Annotated in this window: 17 protein-coding genes; 9 read left to right on the top strand and 8 right to left on the bottom strand. The window is 44.4% G+C overall.

Annotation, left to right across the window (positions count from 1 at the left end; all coding sequences use genetic code 11):
- Positions 1-298 precede the first annotated feature (298 nt).
- The 4 genes from QUB13_RS27860 to QUB13_RS27845 all read left to right on the top strand — a co-directional run bounded on the left by QUB13_RS27860 (position 299) and on the right by QUB13_RS27845 (position 2,787).
- Positions 299-559, top strand: a complete 261-nt coding sequence (locus QUB13_RS27860; RefSeq protein ID WP_193971755.1) for a ParB N-terminal domain-containing protein — start codon at positions 299-301, stop codon at positions 557-559.
- Positions 560-654: 95 nt separating this feature from the next.
- Complete coding sequence (gene dps / locus QUB13_RS27855; RefSeq protein WP_333387673.1) at positions 655-1,206, top strand: DNA starvation/stationary phase protection protein Dps; 552 nt, start codon at positions 655-657, stop codon at positions 1,204-1,206.
- 449 nt (positions 1,207-1,655) lie between these two features.
- Entirely contained in the window at positions 1,656-2,243 is a 588-nt protein-coding gene (gene grpE / locus QUB13_RS27850; RefSeq protein ID WP_442922211.1) for a nucleotide exchange factor GrpE, read from the top strand.
- 217 nt (positions 2,244-2,460) lie between these two features.
- Entirely contained in the window at positions 2,461-2,787 is a 327-nt protein-coding gene (locus QUB13_RS27845; RefSeq protein WP_194011010.1) for an STAS domain-containing protein, read from the top strand.
- A 56-nt stretch (positions 2,788-2,843) separates the two neighbouring features.
- On the opposite strand, the gene QUB13_RS27840 is transcribed toward QUB13_RS27845, so the two are convergent.
- Entirely contained in the window at positions 2,844-3,980 is a 1,137-nt protein-coding gene (locus QUB13_RS27840; RefSeq protein WP_194011011.1) for a PP2C family protein-serine/threonine phosphatase, read from the bottom strand.
- Between the two features lie 528 nt (positions 3,981-4,508).
- On the opposite strand from QUB13_RS27840, the gene QUB13_RS27835 reads away from it, so the two are divergent.
- The gene (locus QUB13_RS27835; RefSeq protein WP_333387666.1) at positions 4,509-5,018 is read left to right on the top strand and encodes an ATP-binding protein; all 510 of its coding nucleotides are present in this window, start codon (positions 4,509-4,511) and stop codon (positions 5,016-5,018) included.
- A 16-nt stretch (positions 5,019-5,034) separates the two neighbouring features.
- Here the strand turns inward: QUB13_RS27835 and QUB13_RS27830 are convergent, their stop codons facing one another.
- The 3 genes from QUB13_RS27830 to QUB13_RS27820 all read right to left on the bottom strand — a co-directional run bounded on the left by QUB13_RS27830 (position 5,035) and on the right by QUB13_RS27820 (position 7,332).
- Entirely contained in the window at positions 5,035-5,802 is a 768-nt protein-coding gene (locus QUB13_RS27830; protein WP_333387663.1) for a DUF1350 family protein, read from the bottom strand.
- Between the two features lie 248 nt (positions 5,803-6,050).
- Positions 6,051-7,082, bottom strand: coding sequence for a glycosyltransferase family 2 protein (locus QUB13_RS27825; RefSeq protein WP_333387661.1), 1,032 nt, complete (start codon positions 7,080-7,082; stop codon positions 6,051-6,053).
- 97 nt (positions 7,083-7,179) lie between these two features.
- The gene (locus QUB13_RS27820; RefSeq protein ID WP_333387658.1) at positions 7,180-7,332 is read right to left on the bottom strand and encodes a hypothetical protein; all 153 of its coding nucleotides are present in this window, start codon (positions 7,330-7,332) and stop codon (positions 7,180-7,182) included.
- A 597-nt stretch (positions 7,333-7,929) separates the two neighbouring features.
- Between QUB13_RS27820 and ggt the strand changes: the two genes are divergently transcribed.
- Together ggt and QUB13_RS27810 are read left to right on the top strand one after the other, a co-directional pair.
- Entirely contained in the window at positions 7,930-9,654 is a 1,725-nt protein-coding gene (ggt, locus tag QUB13_RS27815; protein ID WP_333387655.1) for a gamma-glutamyltransferase, read from the top strand.
- A gap of 301 nt (positions 9,655-9,955) precedes the next feature.
- Positions 9,956-10,813, top strand: coding sequence for a choice-of-anchor L domain-containing protein (locus QUB13_RS27810; RefSeq protein ID WP_442922210.1), 858 nt, complete (start codon positions 9,956-9,958; stop codon positions 10,811-10,813).
- Positions 10,814-11,221: 408 nt separating this feature from the next.
- Here the strand turns inward: QUB13_RS27810 and QUB13_RS27805 are convergent, their stop codons facing one another.
- The 4 genes from QUB13_RS27805 to QUB13_RS27790 form a co-directional block, all read right to left on the bottom strand.
- Positions 11,222-12,319, bottom strand: a complete 1,098-nt coding sequence (locus QUB13_RS27805) for a pentapeptide repeat-containing protein (RefSeq protein WP_333387648.1) — start codon at positions 12,317-12,319, stop codon at positions 11,222-11,224.
- Between the two features lie 108 nt (positions 12,320-12,427).
- A complete protein-coding gene (locus QUB13_RS27800; protein WP_333387645.1) occupies positions 12,428-13,276 on the bottom strand; it encodes an alpha/beta fold hydrolase in 849 nt (282 codons plus the stop codon).
- A gap of 294 nt (positions 13,277-13,570) precedes the next feature.
- On the bottom strand, positions 13,571-14,296 hold the full coding sequence (locus tag QUB13_RS27795) for a DUF3120 domain-containing protein (protein WP_333387642.1): 726 nt from the start codon (positions 14,294-14,296) through the stop codon (positions 13,571-13,573).
- Entirely contained in the window at positions 14,289-14,873 is a 585-nt protein-coding gene (locus tag QUB13_RS27790; protein WP_333387641.1) for a hypothetical protein, read from the bottom strand. The genes QUB13_RS27795 and QUB13_RS27790 overlap by 8 nt, the downstream gene beginning before the upstream one ends.
- A 437-nt stretch (positions 14,874-15,310) precedes the next feature.
- Between QUB13_RS27790 and QUB13_RS27785 the strand changes: the two genes are divergently transcribed.
- Together QUB13_RS27785 and QUB13_RS27780 are read left to right on the top strand one after the other, a co-directional pair.
- Entirely contained in the window at positions 15,311-16,504 is a 1,194-nt protein-coding gene (locus QUB13_RS27785) for a ferrochelatase (protein ID WP_333387638.1), read from the top strand.
- A 315-nt stretch (positions 16,505-16,819) separates the two neighbouring features.
- Entirely contained in the window at positions 16,820-18,823 is a 2,004-nt protein-coding gene (locus QUB13_RS27780; RefSeq protein ID WP_333387635.1) for an AAA family ATPase, read from the top strand.
- Positions 18,824-19,021 lie beyond the last annotated feature (198 nt).

The raw sequence follows: 19,021 nt of genomic DNA, 5'->3' as shown, positions 1-19,021 counted from the left end.
CTTTAGCTATCAATAGCGAAAGTATTGCTATCGCGTATGCCCTGTTTGTCCAGGGTTGTGCAGCGTAACACCGTCAGCTATTGTATGGTTTTTGAGAATTTTTATTACAGGATGGTTAAAAAAACAAGCCCAACAATTGTTAACCGGCGAATTGAAATATCAAAAACCATAAATCGAACTCTTGCTGCAGTCGCACGATCGATCGCACCTCCCCCAATCTAAATATTCCCTGACATTTGCTTACCAAGTCGAAGTCATTACGAGTATGATTTAAATAAGAGTAAAACAGACAGCCGCCATGAGGATTGCAGAAATACCCCTCAACCAGATTCGCCGCCCCTTGCCGCGAGTCAACGACCAAACGAAAGTAGCCGCCCTGATGGAATCGATCCGCGAGGTAGGTTTAAACGAACCCATCGACGTGCTAGAAGTAGATGGTCAGTATTACGGATTTTCCGGCTGCCACCGGTACGAAGCTTGCCAGCGTCTCGGTTTAGAAACCATCCGCTGCAAAGTCCGCCGAGCTCCCCGTGCCGTGTTGCAGATGCACTTGGCCTGAGCCTCTCAACAGCAATTGACGACAGGCTTTCGTTCGATCGCCCAAACCTTTCTCAGATATTCGATCGACAATCACTAATAACAAGGTACAAATTTATGACTGCCAACAACCACAAACAACATCTTTACCCGACGCGCATCGATATGTCAGCGGACACCCGCACTCAAGTAGTCGGGCTGCTCAACGCGACGCTGGCTACGACTCTGGACTTAAAAACTCAAGTCAAGCAAGCTCACTGGAACGTCAAAGGCATGGACTTCTATCAGTTGCACTTGCTCTTCGACGAAATGGCGGGAGAACTTGAAGAATATATTGATATGGTGGCCGAACGAATCACAGCGTTGGGCGGTTTGGCTGTAGGAACAGCCCGCAGCGCCGCCGCCGATTCGATCCTGCCAGAATTTCCTTTTGACATTGTAGAGGGCAAACAATTCGTGACTGCTTTGGCCGATCGCTATGCACCCTACGCCAAACACCTACGCGCGGCGATCGACAAAACATCGGAACTCGGCGATGCTGACACCTCCGACTTGTACACCGAAATTTCCCGAGTAATTGACAAGCGCTTGTGGTTCCTAGAAGCCCACTTGCAAGGTTCTGCGACAACAGGAACAACAGTCGCACCCGAAAAAGTGGCCGCAAGATAGCCAATTGGCGTTGTGGGGCCGGCACTTTTACCAGTAGGCCCCAAAGATGTATTGTCCTTAAGACTCGCGACAGTTTACGATCGAGAATATGTCCATTTATCAGAAAATTGGGTTGAAAACCCCGTCCTTTGAGGACGGCTTTTTTGCATTGTTAAGTAAAATAACAAATCCATCTTCACAAATGAATATGGTAGAGTATAGCAATCAGACAAGATGTAAAAACCTACCTCCGGACTGGGGGAAAGTCTACGCCCAAAACATTCACAGAGGAGATATGACTGTGCGCGTAACGTGCAAATGCGGTCAGCCTGGGAACCCTAGCAATAGGGATATTAAGACCCAAATGTCTTAAGAATCCTCGTGCCCGATTGCCGAGGAGTGTCAACAATTTGGATGACTTTTTCGTGGCAGCTAATATTCCTGATTATGCTCCTCAACTGCAGCGTCTGATGCAAGAAGCGGGGCTTTCGAGCGATCGAGAACTCAGCCAAAAAGCAGGAGTTCCCGAAATTCAGCTAAGCCGCCTGCGTCGCGGCTTAGCTTTCAAAACCCGAGCCGACATCCTGCTCAAAATCAGTCAAGCTTTGGAAATTTCCTTAAATGAACTGCTCGCAACCTTTGCCCCCGAGCTTGTAGAGTTAGAACCTGCGCCGCCGAGTGCCCTAGAGCAAGAATATCAGCGCCTGCAAGCTACCATCGAACAGCAGCGAGAATCTTTGCTGCAGGAATTTCAGCTCTCTAGCGTGCAAATTTTAGAATCTTGGATGTTGCAGTGGCCGACTGCTGCGAGCAAGGCTGAGGAAAATCACAACTTGCGGGCCCAGAAACTGCTGCCGTTGTTGCGGCCAGTCGAGCAGTTATTGGAGCATTGGGGAATAGAGTCGATCGCCCCAGTCGGAGCCGAACTTCCCTACAACCCGCAACAGCACCAGCTCATCGAAGGAAAGGCCGAGCCGGGAGAATTAGTTAAAGTTCGCTACACAGGCTACAAACAAGGCGACAAACTCCTCTACCGCGCCAAAGTTAGCTTGGTTTGAGCGATCGCCCAAGGCATTCGGTACAATAAAGATTTTCCAGTTCAAAAATAACTCGCCCCCTGTGCGCCGATAGTGCGATCGCCATCTCTGGCACTCAAAACCCTTGGGGCGCTGCGGGGTTCTGGCGCTTTTTCCCTCTGTTATTTGGATCGGAGTCCATCTCGCAGCTATACTAACCCTAGTCTGGCTAGAAATTCTGACATTCCCACCGCAAAATATGAGTCCTGTAGTTAAAATTATTCAACCCTCTGGCATTTTAGACGGCACCAAGGCAAGTCAATTCCGCCAAGAGATTAGTGACCTAGTGGAAGCGGGAGCCGATGTGGTATTGATCGACTTCCAAGATGTGACATTTATGGATAGTTCTGGTTTGGGCGCTTTAGTCTTAGCGCTCAAAACAGTCCGGGCCGCTGGAAGTCAATTAGTTGTCTGTTCTATCAACGAGCAAATCCGCATCTTATTTGAACTCACCAGCATGGATCGAGTTTTCGAGATATTTTCCACCCGCGATGCTTTTAATAGCAAAATTCTCTCAACTAACTAAATCCAGTGGCTGCTGTATTCTTGCTATTTGGTCGCAGATGTGCTGCCATAACTCAGCTAGCCAAAGTTTACCTTGAGTAAAGACCAATCATCATCAAAAACTGCTTTAGCGTTCAACTTTTGAGTGTATTTCAAAACTTGCTCTAACTGGTCGGCACTTGCATCGTTGTAAGCTGCTAGCAGGTCGATGAATGGGTCAAGCCCCCAGATATTGCCGTCAGGTTGGTGGATCTCGTATACCCCGTCGCTAAAGATGTACAGAGTGCTAAAAGCCTCCACATCGCAACAATTATCGACATAGGGGGCATCGGGGAACATCCCGACGGGCATTCCGGGGGTTTTTAATCGCTGGATTTTAGCCGTGCTTGTCGGCGACTGGGAAATCAACACTGCCGGGGGATGGCCGGCGCTGGCGTAAACTAGCTGGCGAGAAATGCGGTTGTAAACGCCGTACCAGATGGTGAAATACTTGTCATTTTGGTAGCTCATCTGGAAGGTGGTGTTGAGGGCGCGCAAAACGTCGCTGGGTTTGTAGTAGTCAATGTTGGGCAACGCGCGCGATCGCAACAAATTCAGCACGGCGACAGAAGGCAGCGCCGCCCGCAAACCGTGACCGGCTACGTCTAGCAAGTAAATCGCCAAAGAATCGGCATCCAGCCAGTTGTAGTCGAAGCAATCTCCCCCCAACTGCCGGGAGGGAATGAATTTTGCCTCGATGCTGACAGGTTCCGTCATCGGATCTGGCAGCAGCGATTGCACGTACTCGGCTGCCTCGGCTAATTCGGCTTCCAGGTTTTGCATCGCAATTTTCAAGTCTCGGCCGAGTTGGTGCAGCCGCAATCCGGCGCGTACTCTCGCCTGTAACTCGTTAAGTTCGATCGGCTTGGAGATAAAATCGTCGGCACCTGCGTCGAGCCCTTTGACTCGATCGGCGATCGAACCCAAAGAAGTCAACAAAAAGAATTGTGTAGTTGACAGATCCGGATCGGCCTTAACTCGAAGGCAAACATCAATGCCGGTCAAGCGCGGCATGATCCAATCGCAAATGATCAGCGCCGGACGTATTTTTTGCGCTTGGGCTACGCCGTCTTCGCCATTACTTGCTACTGTCACTTCGTAACCCTGTTTTTTCAGGGTTCTCCTCAGCAGTTCTTGAACAGCAGTATCATCGTCAATAACCAGAATTTGAAACATGGGCACTCAGGTACTACAAGTCTTTCAAGGTCTGGGGGTCATTAAAAATATATTCTGTCAGCGCGGTAGTCTGAGATTGAGTATAGTCTAATAACATCGCTTTCCAGGTAAATGCTTTTGCCTGCCAGCCATCAAGTTCAATTTACCTTTAAATTTGAGCAAAATTTTGGCGAAGTCGAACTTACCCAGTTTATACTCAAAATATAAACTTTTATAGACTTTTTTGGGCGGCGGGCGTGAATTGACATCCGGGTGACACTTCTGGTATAATGAAGAGCTAATTACTCGATTTGACATTTATTTTCCTAGCAGCAAAAGCTAGTACGATCGAACTCCCATTCAAATTTGCCTAATTTTACAGGGCAAAAGAGTTGACAAGGTGGAAAATGACTCGGCTGGTGAATTACTGCGATGGGCGATCGTGGCGCTAGCAGTTGCCCGCCTTTTGGGAAAAAAGTTAAAAACGTAAAGTACAGGCAATACCATATTTGTCTATATTTTATGGAACTATAATTTCAGTGGCAGAGCGTGATTGAATTCAAAGGTTCCGAACAGTTGCAAGTCCTAAAGAAAGCGGATCTTCAAGTCAATACTGGTCTGAGTGCTTTAGAAAAAGTTTTATCGTGGTTTGCACAATTATACGACCCGCGAATTCCCACAAGTGTGTGGATACGCTGTCAATTAGCTTTGGCTGAGGGTTTTACAAATGCGGTGCGTCACGCCCACGAGGGTAAACCGCCGGATTTGCCGGTGGAGATTCAGGTGGCGGTGTGCAGTGAATCTTTAGAGATAGACATTTGGGATTCGGGCGCTGCGTTTGATTTAGAGCAAAAAATTAAAGATATGTCGGAAAAAATCGATTGTGAAGCTTCGGGGGGGCGGGGCCTAAAGTTGATGAAAGACATCGCAGACAGTCTCAGTTACAAGAGAATGGCTGATGGACGGAACTGTTTGTTGATTGTCAAAAATTATACTCCAATCTCGCAGGCGGACGATGAAAATGAGAGTTTGCAATTACCAGAGGAACTTTCTGATTGAGGAACAACCGCAGCTTTTAAAGGCGGGAGAGAGGATTAAGCCACAGCAGAATTGTCCGTTTTAATTGATTTAATTCCCGATACACTTCTTGTTTGACCCATTGCCCGATCGCGTCGAAGGGTGTAAAAATTTGACCCATAGGCCAGCTAACATCTTGACCTAATGGCGTTTGATGGTTGCCGGCCAGGGTTTGAACTGTAATCATGTCGGGAAATCTCGGTTTGAGCAGATTTGTCAACAGCAAGGTTTGGTCGATGTTGTCGCCGTTAAATTTGACTAAAAGATTGCGCCGGATTTGATAGCTATCTTGCACTAGGCGATTGGTGTCTTGCGGGGAAGGGGTAAATTCGACTTTAAAGACGGGGGAAATTTGCTCGACGATGGGAATGGCTTCGGAGGCTGCATAATTGTTGAAAGAAATCAGAATATTGCCTGCCCTTTCTATGTCAAATACAGAACCGATCAGCAAGTGCAGTTTGCATCCCATGCTGTGCCCTATCCCGTAGATGGGGAGATAGGAAGATTTGAGCAATTTAGTGGCGCGCAGGCGATCGAGGGCATTTTCAAATTTGTTGAGGACATCGCGGGCGATCGCAATATGATCCAAAGTATTGACAAACGGTGTTGCTACTACAACATATCCCTGATTTCCCAAAGCTTCTAACAGCCAGCGATAGGTTAGTTGCGGCGCACTCGCCACAAATGCACCGCCGAGAAAGTGTACGATCGCGATCGGTTTAGAAGGAATTAATACCCAGTTGCCGGAAACTTCTTGCCAGTCCATAAATTTCATCAAGTTTAAACTAAAAAGGCGATCGTCCTCAGAAAAGCAGAAAGTACAAAACAGAATTTTTTCTAAATCTTTGCTTTTACTTTCTGCCTAAAAAAGGGGTTTGATATCATGTCCGGTCTACGATCGTAACAAAAAAAAAGGTTCCTAGTGCGGACGACCGTCTGCAGAATCAAAGCGGACTCGCATTGGGCCGGCGCGAACCAATCTTATTGCGGTCAATTGACCGGACACAATCTCCTCTACGATTTCCCGCCGATTTGGGACGAATGCTGGGAGTTCAATTCTACCGAATCACTGGTATCTTCTACAGTTAAATCGCCCAACGGATCGTGAGCCTTTATCCATTTCCATTTGTTCACAGCACCTTTCGGAGACAACACTGTGGTAGCAATGCCGTACATTAGAGTCTGCAACACTTCCCGATTTAACCAGCTTTGTCCTAGCTTTCTCATGTAGTGCAGTGCCAAAAGTTCTCGAAATTTGTTAAATTTTTTCAACCGTGGCAAATTATTAAAACATACCTGTTCGTACTCGTTGAGCGATAACTCTTGTTCTCCCCGCAAGCGTCGCAGTTGGTTTTCCTTGACACAATCAGCAGCTATGCGCTTTTTTAGCCAGTGTTTGTCTGTCAGAGAGTTTCCTCTAATTCGATAATTTCCTAAAGGTGTCTTCGTTGCTAACAAGCCGTGCTTTTGAGCAATTTTGGTAAATAATTCTGTATCTTCTCCTACCTGCCAATCTTCTGCAAAGCCACCTTCTTGGAGTAGAATAGAGCGATCGACTACCACAGAAGACGGAAAAACCCAAGGACTTTCACCTGTCTCCTTAATCGCCTGCATTTCTGCTTTAGTTGTAGGATAGGTGGCAATATAGCCCAACTTGTTGCCGTGCTTGTCTAAATATCGCAAAGCATGAGCCACAGCTTTGACTTCGGGATTGTCTTCGAGCATTTTTAAACAAACTTCTAGCTTGTTTGCTTCCCAGGTATCGTCGCTGTCTAGAAACGCTACATACTTGCCCGTTGCTCTATTTATCATTAAATTTCTAGCCTTAGAAACTCCAAAATTTTCGCAATTTCGGAAGTATTGAATTCGGGAATCTTGCTCGGCAAGTTTAGTAGCAATTTTGGCTGTAGCGTCTGTAGAGAAGTCATCAATAATTAAAATTTCTAAATGCTTGTGAGTACCGTTGACTGCGGAAACAACTGTTTCGGTTAGAGTGTCTGCTGCATTAAATGCAGGAATAATTATGCTGACTTTTTCGTTGTTCATGAATTGAATTAGCTAGAGTTTGGTAGTTATTATTTTAAGTATGGTTTTCGCCACTTAGGAATGAAGATTCCATGAAAATACTTAGAAAGTAGGAGTTTTATACATAAACTGCAAATTGCAGGCTTTGAAAGCCACGAAGTGCGATCGAGTGCGATTTCCAAGGCTTTGTTTGAGCTGTTAACTTTCCAGCCAGAATGTTGTTATCGTTTCGATCGTTCCAGCTTCTTTCCACTGCCTCGCGTTTAGGCACGTACAGAAATAGGATGCTATTAGGAGCATCTGTGTTTTACTTTAACGCTCGCAAGTCTTAAAAAAATGCTTTTTTAAAGTCGAAAATGCTCCCATGCTATTTTTGTCCGATCGTATTTTGTACGCACTGTTAACAATACTCTAGTTCCACCATTATATAACCTTGTTAATTTTTTGAGACTAAATTCATTGAATTAACTTTTGATATCATCATAGTCGGGACAGCTTTTAATCGCCAACGGTAGAATTATTGTTATTGCCCATTTCTGGTGAAACCCTCACGCGCGCGATACCGATCTTAGTCAGGGAATTTATTCTAAGAGCGGTATCGCGGTGAGGGTTTTTAGGAGATTTAGGTAACGATAATCGGTATGATTAGGGTGGGATATTCTCCATTCTGTGAAATATTAACGGTAGAATGCGGGTTTTAGTCGCCACCTCAAAAAGTGTCGGGAGTATTGTAATTAAACTATCGGACTAATTGAAATAGTAACTTTGTAGCTATTAATTATTGTATTTTAATTGAGATTTAATCTATATCTTTAGGATGATGTTATTCAAATTCTGCTGTAAAATGAACTGAAAAATGGGGGGGCGAATGTTTTTTAAGTTAAGCGGTAAAGTGCGAATTTATACTTGTTTCCTAACGGTTTTGCTGTTCGGCGGCTGCCAGCAGCAACTACAGCCAAAGTTGCAGCAGCGCAGCAAACAGGGCATGGTAGTTTCGGCTCACCCTCTGGCGAGTGCTGCGGGTTTGAGGGTGTTGCAAGAGGGTGGCAATGCGGTGGATGCGGCGGCTGCTACGGCTTTGGCGATTTCGGTGGTGGAACCTTTTTCGGCGGGTATCGGGGGCGGGGGTTTTTTGCTGCTGCGGCGGGCCGAAACGGGGACTGTGCAAGCGCTGGATTTCCGGGAACGAGCTCCGAAACGGGCGGGGCGGGATATGTACCTCGACAAGCAAGGCAAGGTGCGCCCTAGGGCAAGTCTGGACGGGCATTTGGCTGCGGGTATTCCGGGTACGGTGGCTGGACTTTATACGGTGCACCGCGAGTACGGGAAGTTGCCTTGGGCGCAGGTGGTGGCGCAGGCGATCGCCCTGGCGGAAAATGGCTTTCCGGTAAGTTCCCGCTTCACAAAGGCTGTTGGGGGGCGAGTGGATGCGATTAAAAAAAACCGGGCGGCGCGGGATATTTTTACTCGCGGCGGCATTTTATACCAGCCGGGAGAACTTTTGGTGCAGCGGGATTTGGCGCGGACTTTGCGGCAGATTTCTCAAAACCCGCAAAGTTTTTATCGCGGGGATATTGCGCGGGCGATCGCCGTTGACATGGCTAAAAACGGCGGCATCATGACTCTCGAAGATTTGAAAAACTATACGCCGATTTGGCGCAATCCGGTTTGCGGTAACTTTCGCGCTTACCAAATTTGTGCGATGTCGCCTCCTTCTTCCGGCGGCGTTCATTTGTTGCAAATCTTAAATATCCTCGGAGATACGGATCTCAAAAGGTTGGGGAGGAAAAGTCCAGATACGCTACATTTACTGGCGGAGTCGATGCGAATTGCTTATGCTGACAGGGCTGAGTATTTGGGCGATCCCGATTTTGTGAGTGTACCGGTTAAAGCTTTGACTAGCAAGAATTATGGCAAATTTCGCCGATCGCAAATCGACATGACAACAGCCAAACCCTCGACGGAGGTAAAAGCTGTTGATGCTAAAACTTTGAGCCGTTTTGTGCGCGAGTCGCCGGAAACTACTCACCTGACGGTAGTTGACTCGGATCGGAATGTGGTGAGTTTGACGTTTACGGTGAATGGCGGTTTTGGGGCTGCGGTGGTGGCGGCGGGTACGGGAATTTTGCTCAACAACGAGATGGACGATTTTGCCGCTGCGCCGGGAGTGCCGAATTTGTTTGGTTTGGTGGGCGGTGAAGCAAATTCGATCGCCCCTGGAAAAACTCCTTTATCCAGCATGACACCGGTGATTGTCACAGAAAATGGCAAATTTCGCCTCGCTGCCGGTGCTCCTGGAGGTAGCACGATTATTACCACGGTTTTGCAAATTGTCCTGAATGTGTTGGTTTACGACATGGATGTCGGCGAGGCTGTATCTGAACCGAGAATTCACCACCAGTGGCTGCCCGATCGCCTGATGGTGGAACGCGGAGGTTTTGATGCTGCGACGCTATCGGAGTTGCGCCGCCGGGGACACCAGATTGTCGAACGTGACGGCTGGGGAAATGCTAATGCGATCGTCCTTACACCTGATGGTTGGTTGGAAGGGGCTGCCGATCCGCGCGGGGAAGGAGAAGCAAAAGGGTTTTAGTCATCCACGATCTGTCATTAGTAATTGTGGCGATCGCCAACCGTATAAAAACTCGTTTTCATTGCTATCCAGTGTGTAAGTCTGGAAATTATTCGTTTGTCTGCGTGTATTTCGGACTCAATATTTTTGCACTGAGCTTTATTGACTGACTCACCACCACAAAATACCCATACAATTTACAATAAAAACCGTAAATATACCTAGATATAAATTCCTTGTAAAGTCCCTAGACATTTATACTTATATAATGTGAAAATGAAGTTACGGAATGAATCAGCTTAACAATTATCACACGAAAACTATGATAAATCTTAACAAACTTGCTAGCTTAACTGCTGCTCTGAGCTTGTTGGCCGCCCCAGCAATGGCATTTTCGGTAGGAGCAACTAACAACACTGAGACTTTGAAAAACAAATTATTGGGAAATAATACAGCCGGACTGAGTGATTTTTCAGTTTCAATTAGCGGGAATTCTGCTGCTTTTGGTACTTTTATGAATGACCCCTTTGGTTTGACATCAGGTGTTGTTCTCAGTACCGGTAAAGTCACAGATATACCGGGTAAGAATCGGAAAGATAACGTAATCACCAACAGCAGCGATTTAAACACGGACTTTGGGCCAAAGGGCGAAGAGGGAGATTTAACTCAGCTCAACCTCAGTTTTTTTGCTAATAGCACTGTTGAAAAGTTGGTTTTTCAATATGTATTTGCTTCTGAGGAGTTTCCTGAGTTCGGCGGCTCTGAATTTAATGACGATTTTGAACTGCTGCTAAACGGCACTAATTTAGCCAAATTGAGCGACGGGCAAATAGTGACAATTAATAATCTTGTTCCCGATCCGTATAATCGCTCTCAAGATCACCCAGACTATATTGACAACCCAAGTTTGACAGGTATTGCTGCTAATATCGTTAGGCTGGATGGTTTTACTAAAGTTTTAGGTTTTGAGGGTTTGCTCAAGCAAAATCAGACGAATGTTTTGAGCATCCGCATTAAAGATGTGGGTGACGGTAATTTAGATTCTGCTGTATTTATTAAAGGCGGTTCTGTGGGGACGGTTCCAGCGCAGCCAGTTCCCGAACCGATGACTGTGGCGGGTTTGATGGCGGGAGGCGCGATGCTGGCTGCTGGACGAAAGTTGCGCGGGCGGAAGAATTAGTATTAAATTCGATCGACCTCGATGGAGCCAGTAATATCAAATCCGTTAGCATCGGAATAATAAATTCGAGTCATATCAAATCCGGTAGCATCGGAATGATTCAGATATATATTCTCTCCCTCTGTGTTCTCTGTGTTCTCTGTGGTTAAATCATTCCAATGCAAGCGGAAACGATATAACCGGGTTTTATATGATGTCCGGTGGATTGACTGCGATAAGTAAATATCGCTTAGTTGCGTACTAAAGTCCGCAACTTAAGAACGGATTGAACTCCGCGCTACGAACCGCAACTTAAGAACAAACTCGTATTCCGCGCTACGAACTCATTTTATTGCTGTTGTTCTAAGGGGCTAATATAAGTTTGGAGCGGAAATTTGCTAAAATCAGATTTTTGCAAAACTCAATCATTCAGTTATGAACACTACCGTCGGGTAATATTGCACCTGTTAATCTAGCTCCCGTAAGTTTGACCATTACCCGATCGCCATAACCGATTTTAGCACCCGTTAAATCCGCACCGCTCAAGTCTGCACCGCTCAAATCTGCTCCGATCAAATTAGTTTCTCTCAAATTAGCATTGATCAAACAAGCCCCTAACAAGTTTGCTCTAAACAAGTTAGCTTTTTGCAAATTCGCACCTGTAAGATTGATATTGTGCAGAAAAGTATCGCTTAAGTCAGCTTCGCTCAGGTTTGCATTGCTCAAATTTCTCCCTGAAAAATCTTTTTCTTTCAAGGAAGCTCCTTTAAAGTTAGAACCGCTCAAATCGGGAGCTTGTGGCGCAGCAGGGCGGTAAGGTTGAGATGGCTGTGGCGGTGGCGATTGGTAGCGGGAAGCCTCAGAATAGGGCCCTGTCGGATTGGGAGCATATTTTTCAGCATATTTTTCAGCATAATTGCCAGCATAATTTCCTGAAGAGGGTTCGGGATAGTAGCGGGGTTCTTTTGGCGTTGCTTGTGACGGCTGGGTGTTTTGTTGCTGAGTGTTTTGTTGCTGAGTATTTTGATACTGAGTGTTTTGTTGCTGAGTATTTCTGTACTGAGTGTTTTGATACTGAGTGTTTTGTTGCTGGGTGTTTTGTTGCTGAGTTTGTTTTCGCTGGGTGTTTTGTTGCTGAGCTTGTTTTTGCTGGGTGTATTGCTGCTGGGTATTTTGTTGCTGAGTTTGTTTTTGCTGGGTGTATTGCTGCTGGGTGTATTGCTGCTGGGTGTATTGCTGCTGAGTTTGTTTGTATTGAGTATTTTGTTGCTGAGGTTGTTTGTACTGAGTATTTTTGTGCTGAGCGTTCTGATTCTGACCTCTTACCTGAATCGATCGCAATTGTTCGCGAGCTTGATTAATTTGCTTAATCTTTTCTTCCGCTTTTTGCAATAATCTGGGATTGTCTTTGGGGATGCGATCTGGATGCCAAATGAACGCTAAATCCTTGTAGGCTTGCGTAATTTCTTCTCGGGAAGCTCCCGGCAGCAGATCCAGGACTTTATAGTATTGGTCGAGGTCGCTCATATTACCACCTTTCGCTGTAAGAAATTACGAATTAAAAATTAAGATCGGAATAAAGACAGCGTTAAAAGCTGGCTTTTCCGATCGTACATTAAACCAACAACAACTCAACTAAACCGCTGCAGGCAAAAAGTCTCGGATTCGCTGCAAATATGTTGCGGCATCCTCCAACATCGGAAAATGAGCCGTATTGGGAATTATAACAAATTCTACTTTTTTGCTAAGGGAGGCTGCTTGTTCTCCCATGACGGCGGGAATAATTTGATCGAATTCTCCGGCTACAAGCAGCGTGGGAACGCTCAACCGTGCGAATTCTTCTGGCATTTCCTCAGCAGCTCTTTTGCTGACGGCCGTCACCATTGTACCAATAGCAGCTTCTTCGTCTGCCATTAAAAAATCCTTGAGAAACGCCAGACTGACCTCTGTAGGGAGAGATTGGCGCAAAAACCGGGCCATAAAGATGCGATCGGCAAACGGAATAGAAGCCAGCCAAGACGGCCGAAATTTCACGACATAACCGCCGAATTTATGAAAAGTTGTAAAGGCTTTCTCGTCGTATTCAAAAATCCCGCTGCAGGTAAGAATTGCTTTTTCTACTTTTTCGGGATAAAGGTTGAGAAATAAAGTCGCAACCGATGCGCCTGTAGAGTGAGCGTTGAGAAAGACGCGGGGTAAATTCAAAGCTTCTAATAATTCGGCCAAGTCGCGGGCGTAGGTTTCGAGTTCGTAGCTAGACTCAGGTGGTGATGGCGGCAAGGGCGATCGACCAAAACCTCTCATATCGTACAGCAAACAATCAAAATCATCAGCCATAGCCCGCGCCGTGCTTTCCCAGTAGCGCGCCGAGCCGGCCCAGCCGTGGAGAAATACCATTACTGGTTTGCCGCTGGGTTGGGCGCTGTTGTCTGCGGTTATCCACTCGTAATAATGTTCTACACCACCAATTGAAAGAAAAGCCATGAGCTTAATTTTAGATTTTAGATTTTAGATTTTAACCCATAATTGTTCACTAAATACCCAAATTCCCGACTTCTTAAAAAAGTCAGGAATCTCAAGACTGCATCCATCAAAAAAATCTGCGTTAACCCGCGTCAATCCGCCCGCATCAGCGGCCAAAAATCATACACATAAAAACCAATCAGAAATCAAAAAGCAATTTAATCTTCCATCCATCAAAAAAAATCTGCGTTAATCTGCGTCAATCAGCCCACATCTGCGGTCAAAAATCACCAACATAAAAGATAATCATAAATCTCAAGCAGCAGAAGCAGCCAGCCAAAACAAACCATCTACCAAAAGCGTGCTCAAAACAGCACCGCTGAAGGCGCGCCAGTGCAATTGTGCGTCGCGCAAACTCAGCAAACCGACGGTTAGCAATACAGCAATTAAAAGTAGAGCGCAGCCTATGCCCCAAGGAGTGTCAATTTGCCCGATCGCACTTTGAAAAATCGGCATAGCGAATTCCGGTTCTGCGTACATAACTTTCCGCCAGTAAGGCATCAACCCAGTCAAATAAAAATATAAATCAGTAATTGCAGTACCAAATAGCGAACCCAGGTAAAAATAGCTGCCCACTTTTCCCCAAGATTTGTTCAAGCACCAAATAGCAAAAGGCAACCCAATTGCTTCTATAGGTAGATGTAAAATAGGTTCCCATCTAAACCAGCCCCAATAGATGGAACCAGCCAGCCAACATCCGGCAAATCCTAATAATAAATCTCCCCAAAGTTGGGTTTTGGGGCGAAAAATAAGCACTAAACTGAGGACGAACCAGGGAATTGTGGAAAGCAAGCTGATGGTTGGATACAAGCGAACTAAGGGTGCTTGCACGAAGACGGGAATTGAGACTAAAAATGCTGAGGCACAAAATATTAGCCACTGTTTGATGCTGTTTTTTCTGTCTGAAGACAGAGGATTTTCTAGACTAGAAACAGTGACAATAGGTGCGATCGCCGATGATACTAAATTAAAATTAAACAACTGATTGGACTCCGTACTGTTTCAATAGGTGGACTAAAAAATTGGCTGCAGTTGTGGGTTTTGCGGTTTCAATACCGGCTCGGTTTTGGCTGAGGTGCCAGCCTTTGGCGGTTTGGGGAGCTTGCCATAAATCTAAATGTGCGATCGCTGGATCTGCATAAAAGCTGTCTCCACCGCTGCCGAGAATGGCTGAACTCCAGTGCGTGAAGCGATCGTGGCTGAGCCTGTGGATGGGAAAATTGCCCCCTAGGGGTACTCCCCAGCCGTCTAGGGCAAAAAATGCCCCGACTTGGCAGCCTAGTTGCTGCCACATCCAAGCCGCCCCGATCGCCCCGGCTACTCCCGCTGAAAAGCTGACAAATACTAAACTTTCTCCGGTCAACTCTTGAGTGCATAAAAAGTGAAATATGTCAAGCGCTGAAAAAGGCGGGTGTTTATGAGCGGGAAAAATCTTGACAGGGTAAGATGTTTGGGTATTTTGCCGAGGATTGTCTGGTTCCCACACCTCCGAAAGTCCCGCTAGGAAGCGATCGGTTAGTTTTGGGTCGTGAACTCCCGGACAAATTACCAGTCTCATCTTGCTTCAATAATATTAATTATCAGCTTAACATAACTTTACTTAATTGTACACCATAACTAATTATATGCTATCCAGGGGGATAGGATGTTAAACTAATAACAGAGTCGAGTTTGAAGAGTATCCCCCCACAATAAACGCTGGGAACGCTCCGAAACACCGAAACTGGAGGCAAGGTGAGGAAGTCTTAAGAAAACATAAAACTTAACGCCCTTTGTCCCAGGCCCTGCGGCGTATTCTCTTGCCTTTCCTATCAGATTCCGATCCCCCCCAGCCCCCCTTAAGGAAGGGGGGAGAAAGAGTCTCAAAGTCAACCCTACTCCCCTTCTTAAGGGATTTAGGGGGATCTCCGGGGAGTTTAGAAACGGGGTTTCTCTTCCCAATTCTGGTTCATCCTGGCTGCGACTCTCAAAAACATTCAAATTGAGGAATACAAAGTGGTTGCTTCTCCAGAAAAAATTGAGTTAAAAACATCTGCTGCACCCGCAAGTAACGATCGCGTTGCAGTCTTGCTGATGGGTTACGGCGAAGTCGAAAGCTACGACGATTTTGCCAACTACAACGAACAAGCTTTAAATTTACTTACCGCCAAATTCGCGCCGGTACCGACTTGGATTTATCCGCCGCTGGCGAAGATTTTAGCAATTTTTGACTTGCACGAGTGGAGTCACCAACACGGTCAATTTGTTTCGCCGCACAATGCTATTTTTGAACAGCAGCGCGCCGGAATTGAAAAGAATTTGCAGGAAAAATGGGGCGATAAAGTAAAAGTTTTCAAAGCTTTTAACTTTTGCGCGCCGTTTTTGCCGGAACAAGTAATTGCCGAAATTAAATCGGAAGGATTTGATAAAATCCTGATTTATCCGCTGTTGGTAGTTGATTCTATTTTCACTAGCGGTATTGCAGTGGAACAGGTGAATAATGCTTTAGTCAAAACCACTGACGGCGGCGAACATTGGGTAAAAGGACAGCGCTACATTCCTTCTTTTTACGATGAACCGGCTTATATTCAGCTAATGGCTGATATGGTGGAAGAGGAAATTAAGAACGATTTGGCTGTGGCGCATTTGCCTTCTCAGATTGGGATTGTGCTGATGAATCACGGTTGTCCGCACAAGGCGAAGGGTTTTACTTCGGGTATTGTGGAAAGTCAGGCTTTGTACGATCGCGTGCGGGAACGTTTGATGTATCGCTATCCTTTGATTTCGGTGGGTTGGCTGAACCATGACACGCCGCTGATTGAATGGACTCAGCCGGATGCGACGTTGGCTGCGAAGAATTTGATTGATTTGGGTGCAACTGCGATCGTGTTTATGCCGATCGGATTTGCGACGGAAAATCACGAAACTTTGTTAGATGTTGACCATGTTATTGAGTCTTTGCAGAAGCAGCGTCAAGGAGTAACTTACCGCAAATTGCCTTGCGTGAACGATCGTCCAGAGTTTCTGAAAATGGCGGCTGAGTGGGCAAATCCGCAGATTGAAGCGTTGTTGAGTGAGACGGCTGTGGCGGTGAATCCGAGTTTGTCTGCACACGGCGAGCACAGTCATTCTCATGGAGATCACGGCCATTCTCATGGCGGCCATTCTCACGGGCACGGACATTCTCACGAGCACGGCCATTCTCATTAATTAGGATCTGAGAAACCGGGTTTTTGCGAGAATACTGCGTTGAAGACGACAGATTAAGTAAAAACCCGGTTTCTTTTGTTTGAGTGGGTAAATCGAGATTGATTTAGGTGAAAAGGGCGATCGGCTTTTGGTGTTTTTGGCTGAAAGGGCGATTTACTTTTTTATCATCAAACTGATAAGCTTTACTGCATTCATACTGAGATTGATAGTGGAGTGCCTGTGGGTAACGAATTTGGGTGACACAATTAAATCCCTACTTTCCGAGTCGAGGCGATATAATTGAAGCAGTTGCGGTAAAAATGAGAAAATAAATAAATGAGAATTATTCGTTTAGAAATTACCAATGTAAAAAGCTTTCAAGACAAAGTATATCTCGAATTTGATCCCCAATTTAATATATTAGTTGGCCCCAATGGGGGCGGGAAAAGTAATTTTTTAGATATCCTGCTGATAATTTTAAAAAAATTCTTTTTACATAGTTATTCTGTGAATGATGGTATGGGAATTGGAGCGAGGGAGATTCGGCTAGTGCCTTCATTTGATCCGGCCGAGAATCATCTAGATAAATTCAGTGCAGATCCTTCTGAATCTAAAATTGAAATAAGTTTTAAAGTAGATGCTCAAGATATAAAAAATATAGCAACAATCAATCAATATAAAACAGAAATAAAGTCAGTTTTGGGTAACTACAAAATTCAAGATTTATCTCCTCCAATAATTGATGAAGTTGAAAATTGGAAACTGGGTGAGTTAGCAGAAAATCAAGAGTTAGTATATTGCATAGTCAACAATTTACTTGTACAACCATCTTTGAATTCACGAGAATTAATTTATCTTAAATTTTTGAACTATTATGAACTTTTCTCAATAGTTATACAGAAGGCTATTGATTTGCAGCTTTTACCTCCTGATACTCGCCTTAGCCCAAAATATGTATATTTTTCGCCTTACAGAGGAGGAGATCCGCTACTTCAAGTCACCTTAGCAGGTGAGAGCTATTATAATTTATTAAGTAATTCTTCATCAGCTACGTCTCGAAGTACAACTTCTTTAATAAAGCTAGCATCAATATACTTTGCACAAAAGAGACGGAACTATGAAACGCTTGCCAAGACTGAAGGATACGAAAATTATTGGGATGCAGATGAAGAAGTTAAGTTAGTAACTAAACATTTAAATAAATTGGGATATTCATGGAATTTAGAGCTTAAAGATGCAAACAGTAATACTTATGAGATTATTCTGATAAAAATCCAAGAAAATACAAAATTTTATTTACATCAGGCGAGTTCGGGAGAAAAAGAATTTCTAAATTTTGTATTGGGAATTTTTGCATATAATATTAAAAATGGCTTGATCATTGTAGATGAACCTGAAGTTCATTTACACCCTAAATGGCAATCTCTACTCCTTGACTTATTCTTTGATTTAGCTGATTTAACACAGAACCAATTTATTTTTACAACGCATTCTCCTATATTTATTAATCAGAGAACTATATCGAAGATTGTGAGGGTGTATAAATCGAGTGGTAAAAGCACTATAAAAAAAATTCTTAAAAGCAATTTTGACGAAACTAAAGACCTTCTCCACATAATTAATAGCCACAACAACGAGAAAATATTTTTTGCAGATAAGGTAATTCTTGTGGAAGGAATTACCGATCGGATTTTTTGGGAGCAATTAATTAATATTTATAAGAAAGCCGAAAACAGTGAAATTATAGAAGTTTTGGAGGTACATGGAAAAATTAATTTGGAAAAATATCGTAAATTTCTAAAAAAAATTGAGTTGGACAATTACATAATTGCAGACCTAGATTATATCTTACAGATTGGTAGTGAAGAAGTCAAGAAAATGTTTATAGTGGATTATCCAAAAATAGATCGAGAGGTTATTAAGGCCAAAAAAAGTATTGATTGTCAAACATTGTTTGAGCAAATTGAAGAGGCTATAAAGAGTGAAAATTTCGACCAACTAACAAACCTTTGTAATTATATCAAATCTAGAAAAATGAAGTTAGACGAGAATCTAACCGATCAACAATTGCAATTATTGGAAATATTTATCACAGAAAAAAGGGAGAAAGATAAAATTTGTGTTCTTAGTAAAGGAGAAGTAGAATATTACTTACCGGAAGGATATACAAAATTAAACACACTTATTGAATTGACTAAAAATAAAAGGAAATTTAGAGATCTTATTATTCGTGAAGACTACCGAGAGAAAAGGGTAGAACTAAGTAAAATTATTTGTTTTATCCTCGGAATAAACTTACTACCAGACGAAGAGGTGGTTGGATATCTTAGCCATCGCTAGGATCGAGCATCACTTCATCATCCTCATCCAAGTCGAAATTCTCTGGAACTAATCACTCGAAGCTATAGTAGTTGCAGCCCAGAAATGGGGTTTTTCGCCAAACCAAATTGCCACTGAGTATGGCTTAAGTGAAGCTAAAGTGAACGATGTTCTCGCTTTTTATGCGGCCCACTCTCAGGAAATAGATGCCTCTATTGC

The sequence above is a fragment of the Microcoleus sp. B4-D4 genome, from assembly GCF_036705185.1.
In the GTDB taxonomy this organism is placed as follows: domain Bacteria; phylum Cyanobacteriota; class Cyanobacteriia; order Cyanobacteriales; family Microcoleaceae; genus Microcoleus.
The sequence above is the reverse complement of the archived record's forward strand: the minus strand, read 5'-3'. Positions and strand labels throughout refer to the sequence as shown.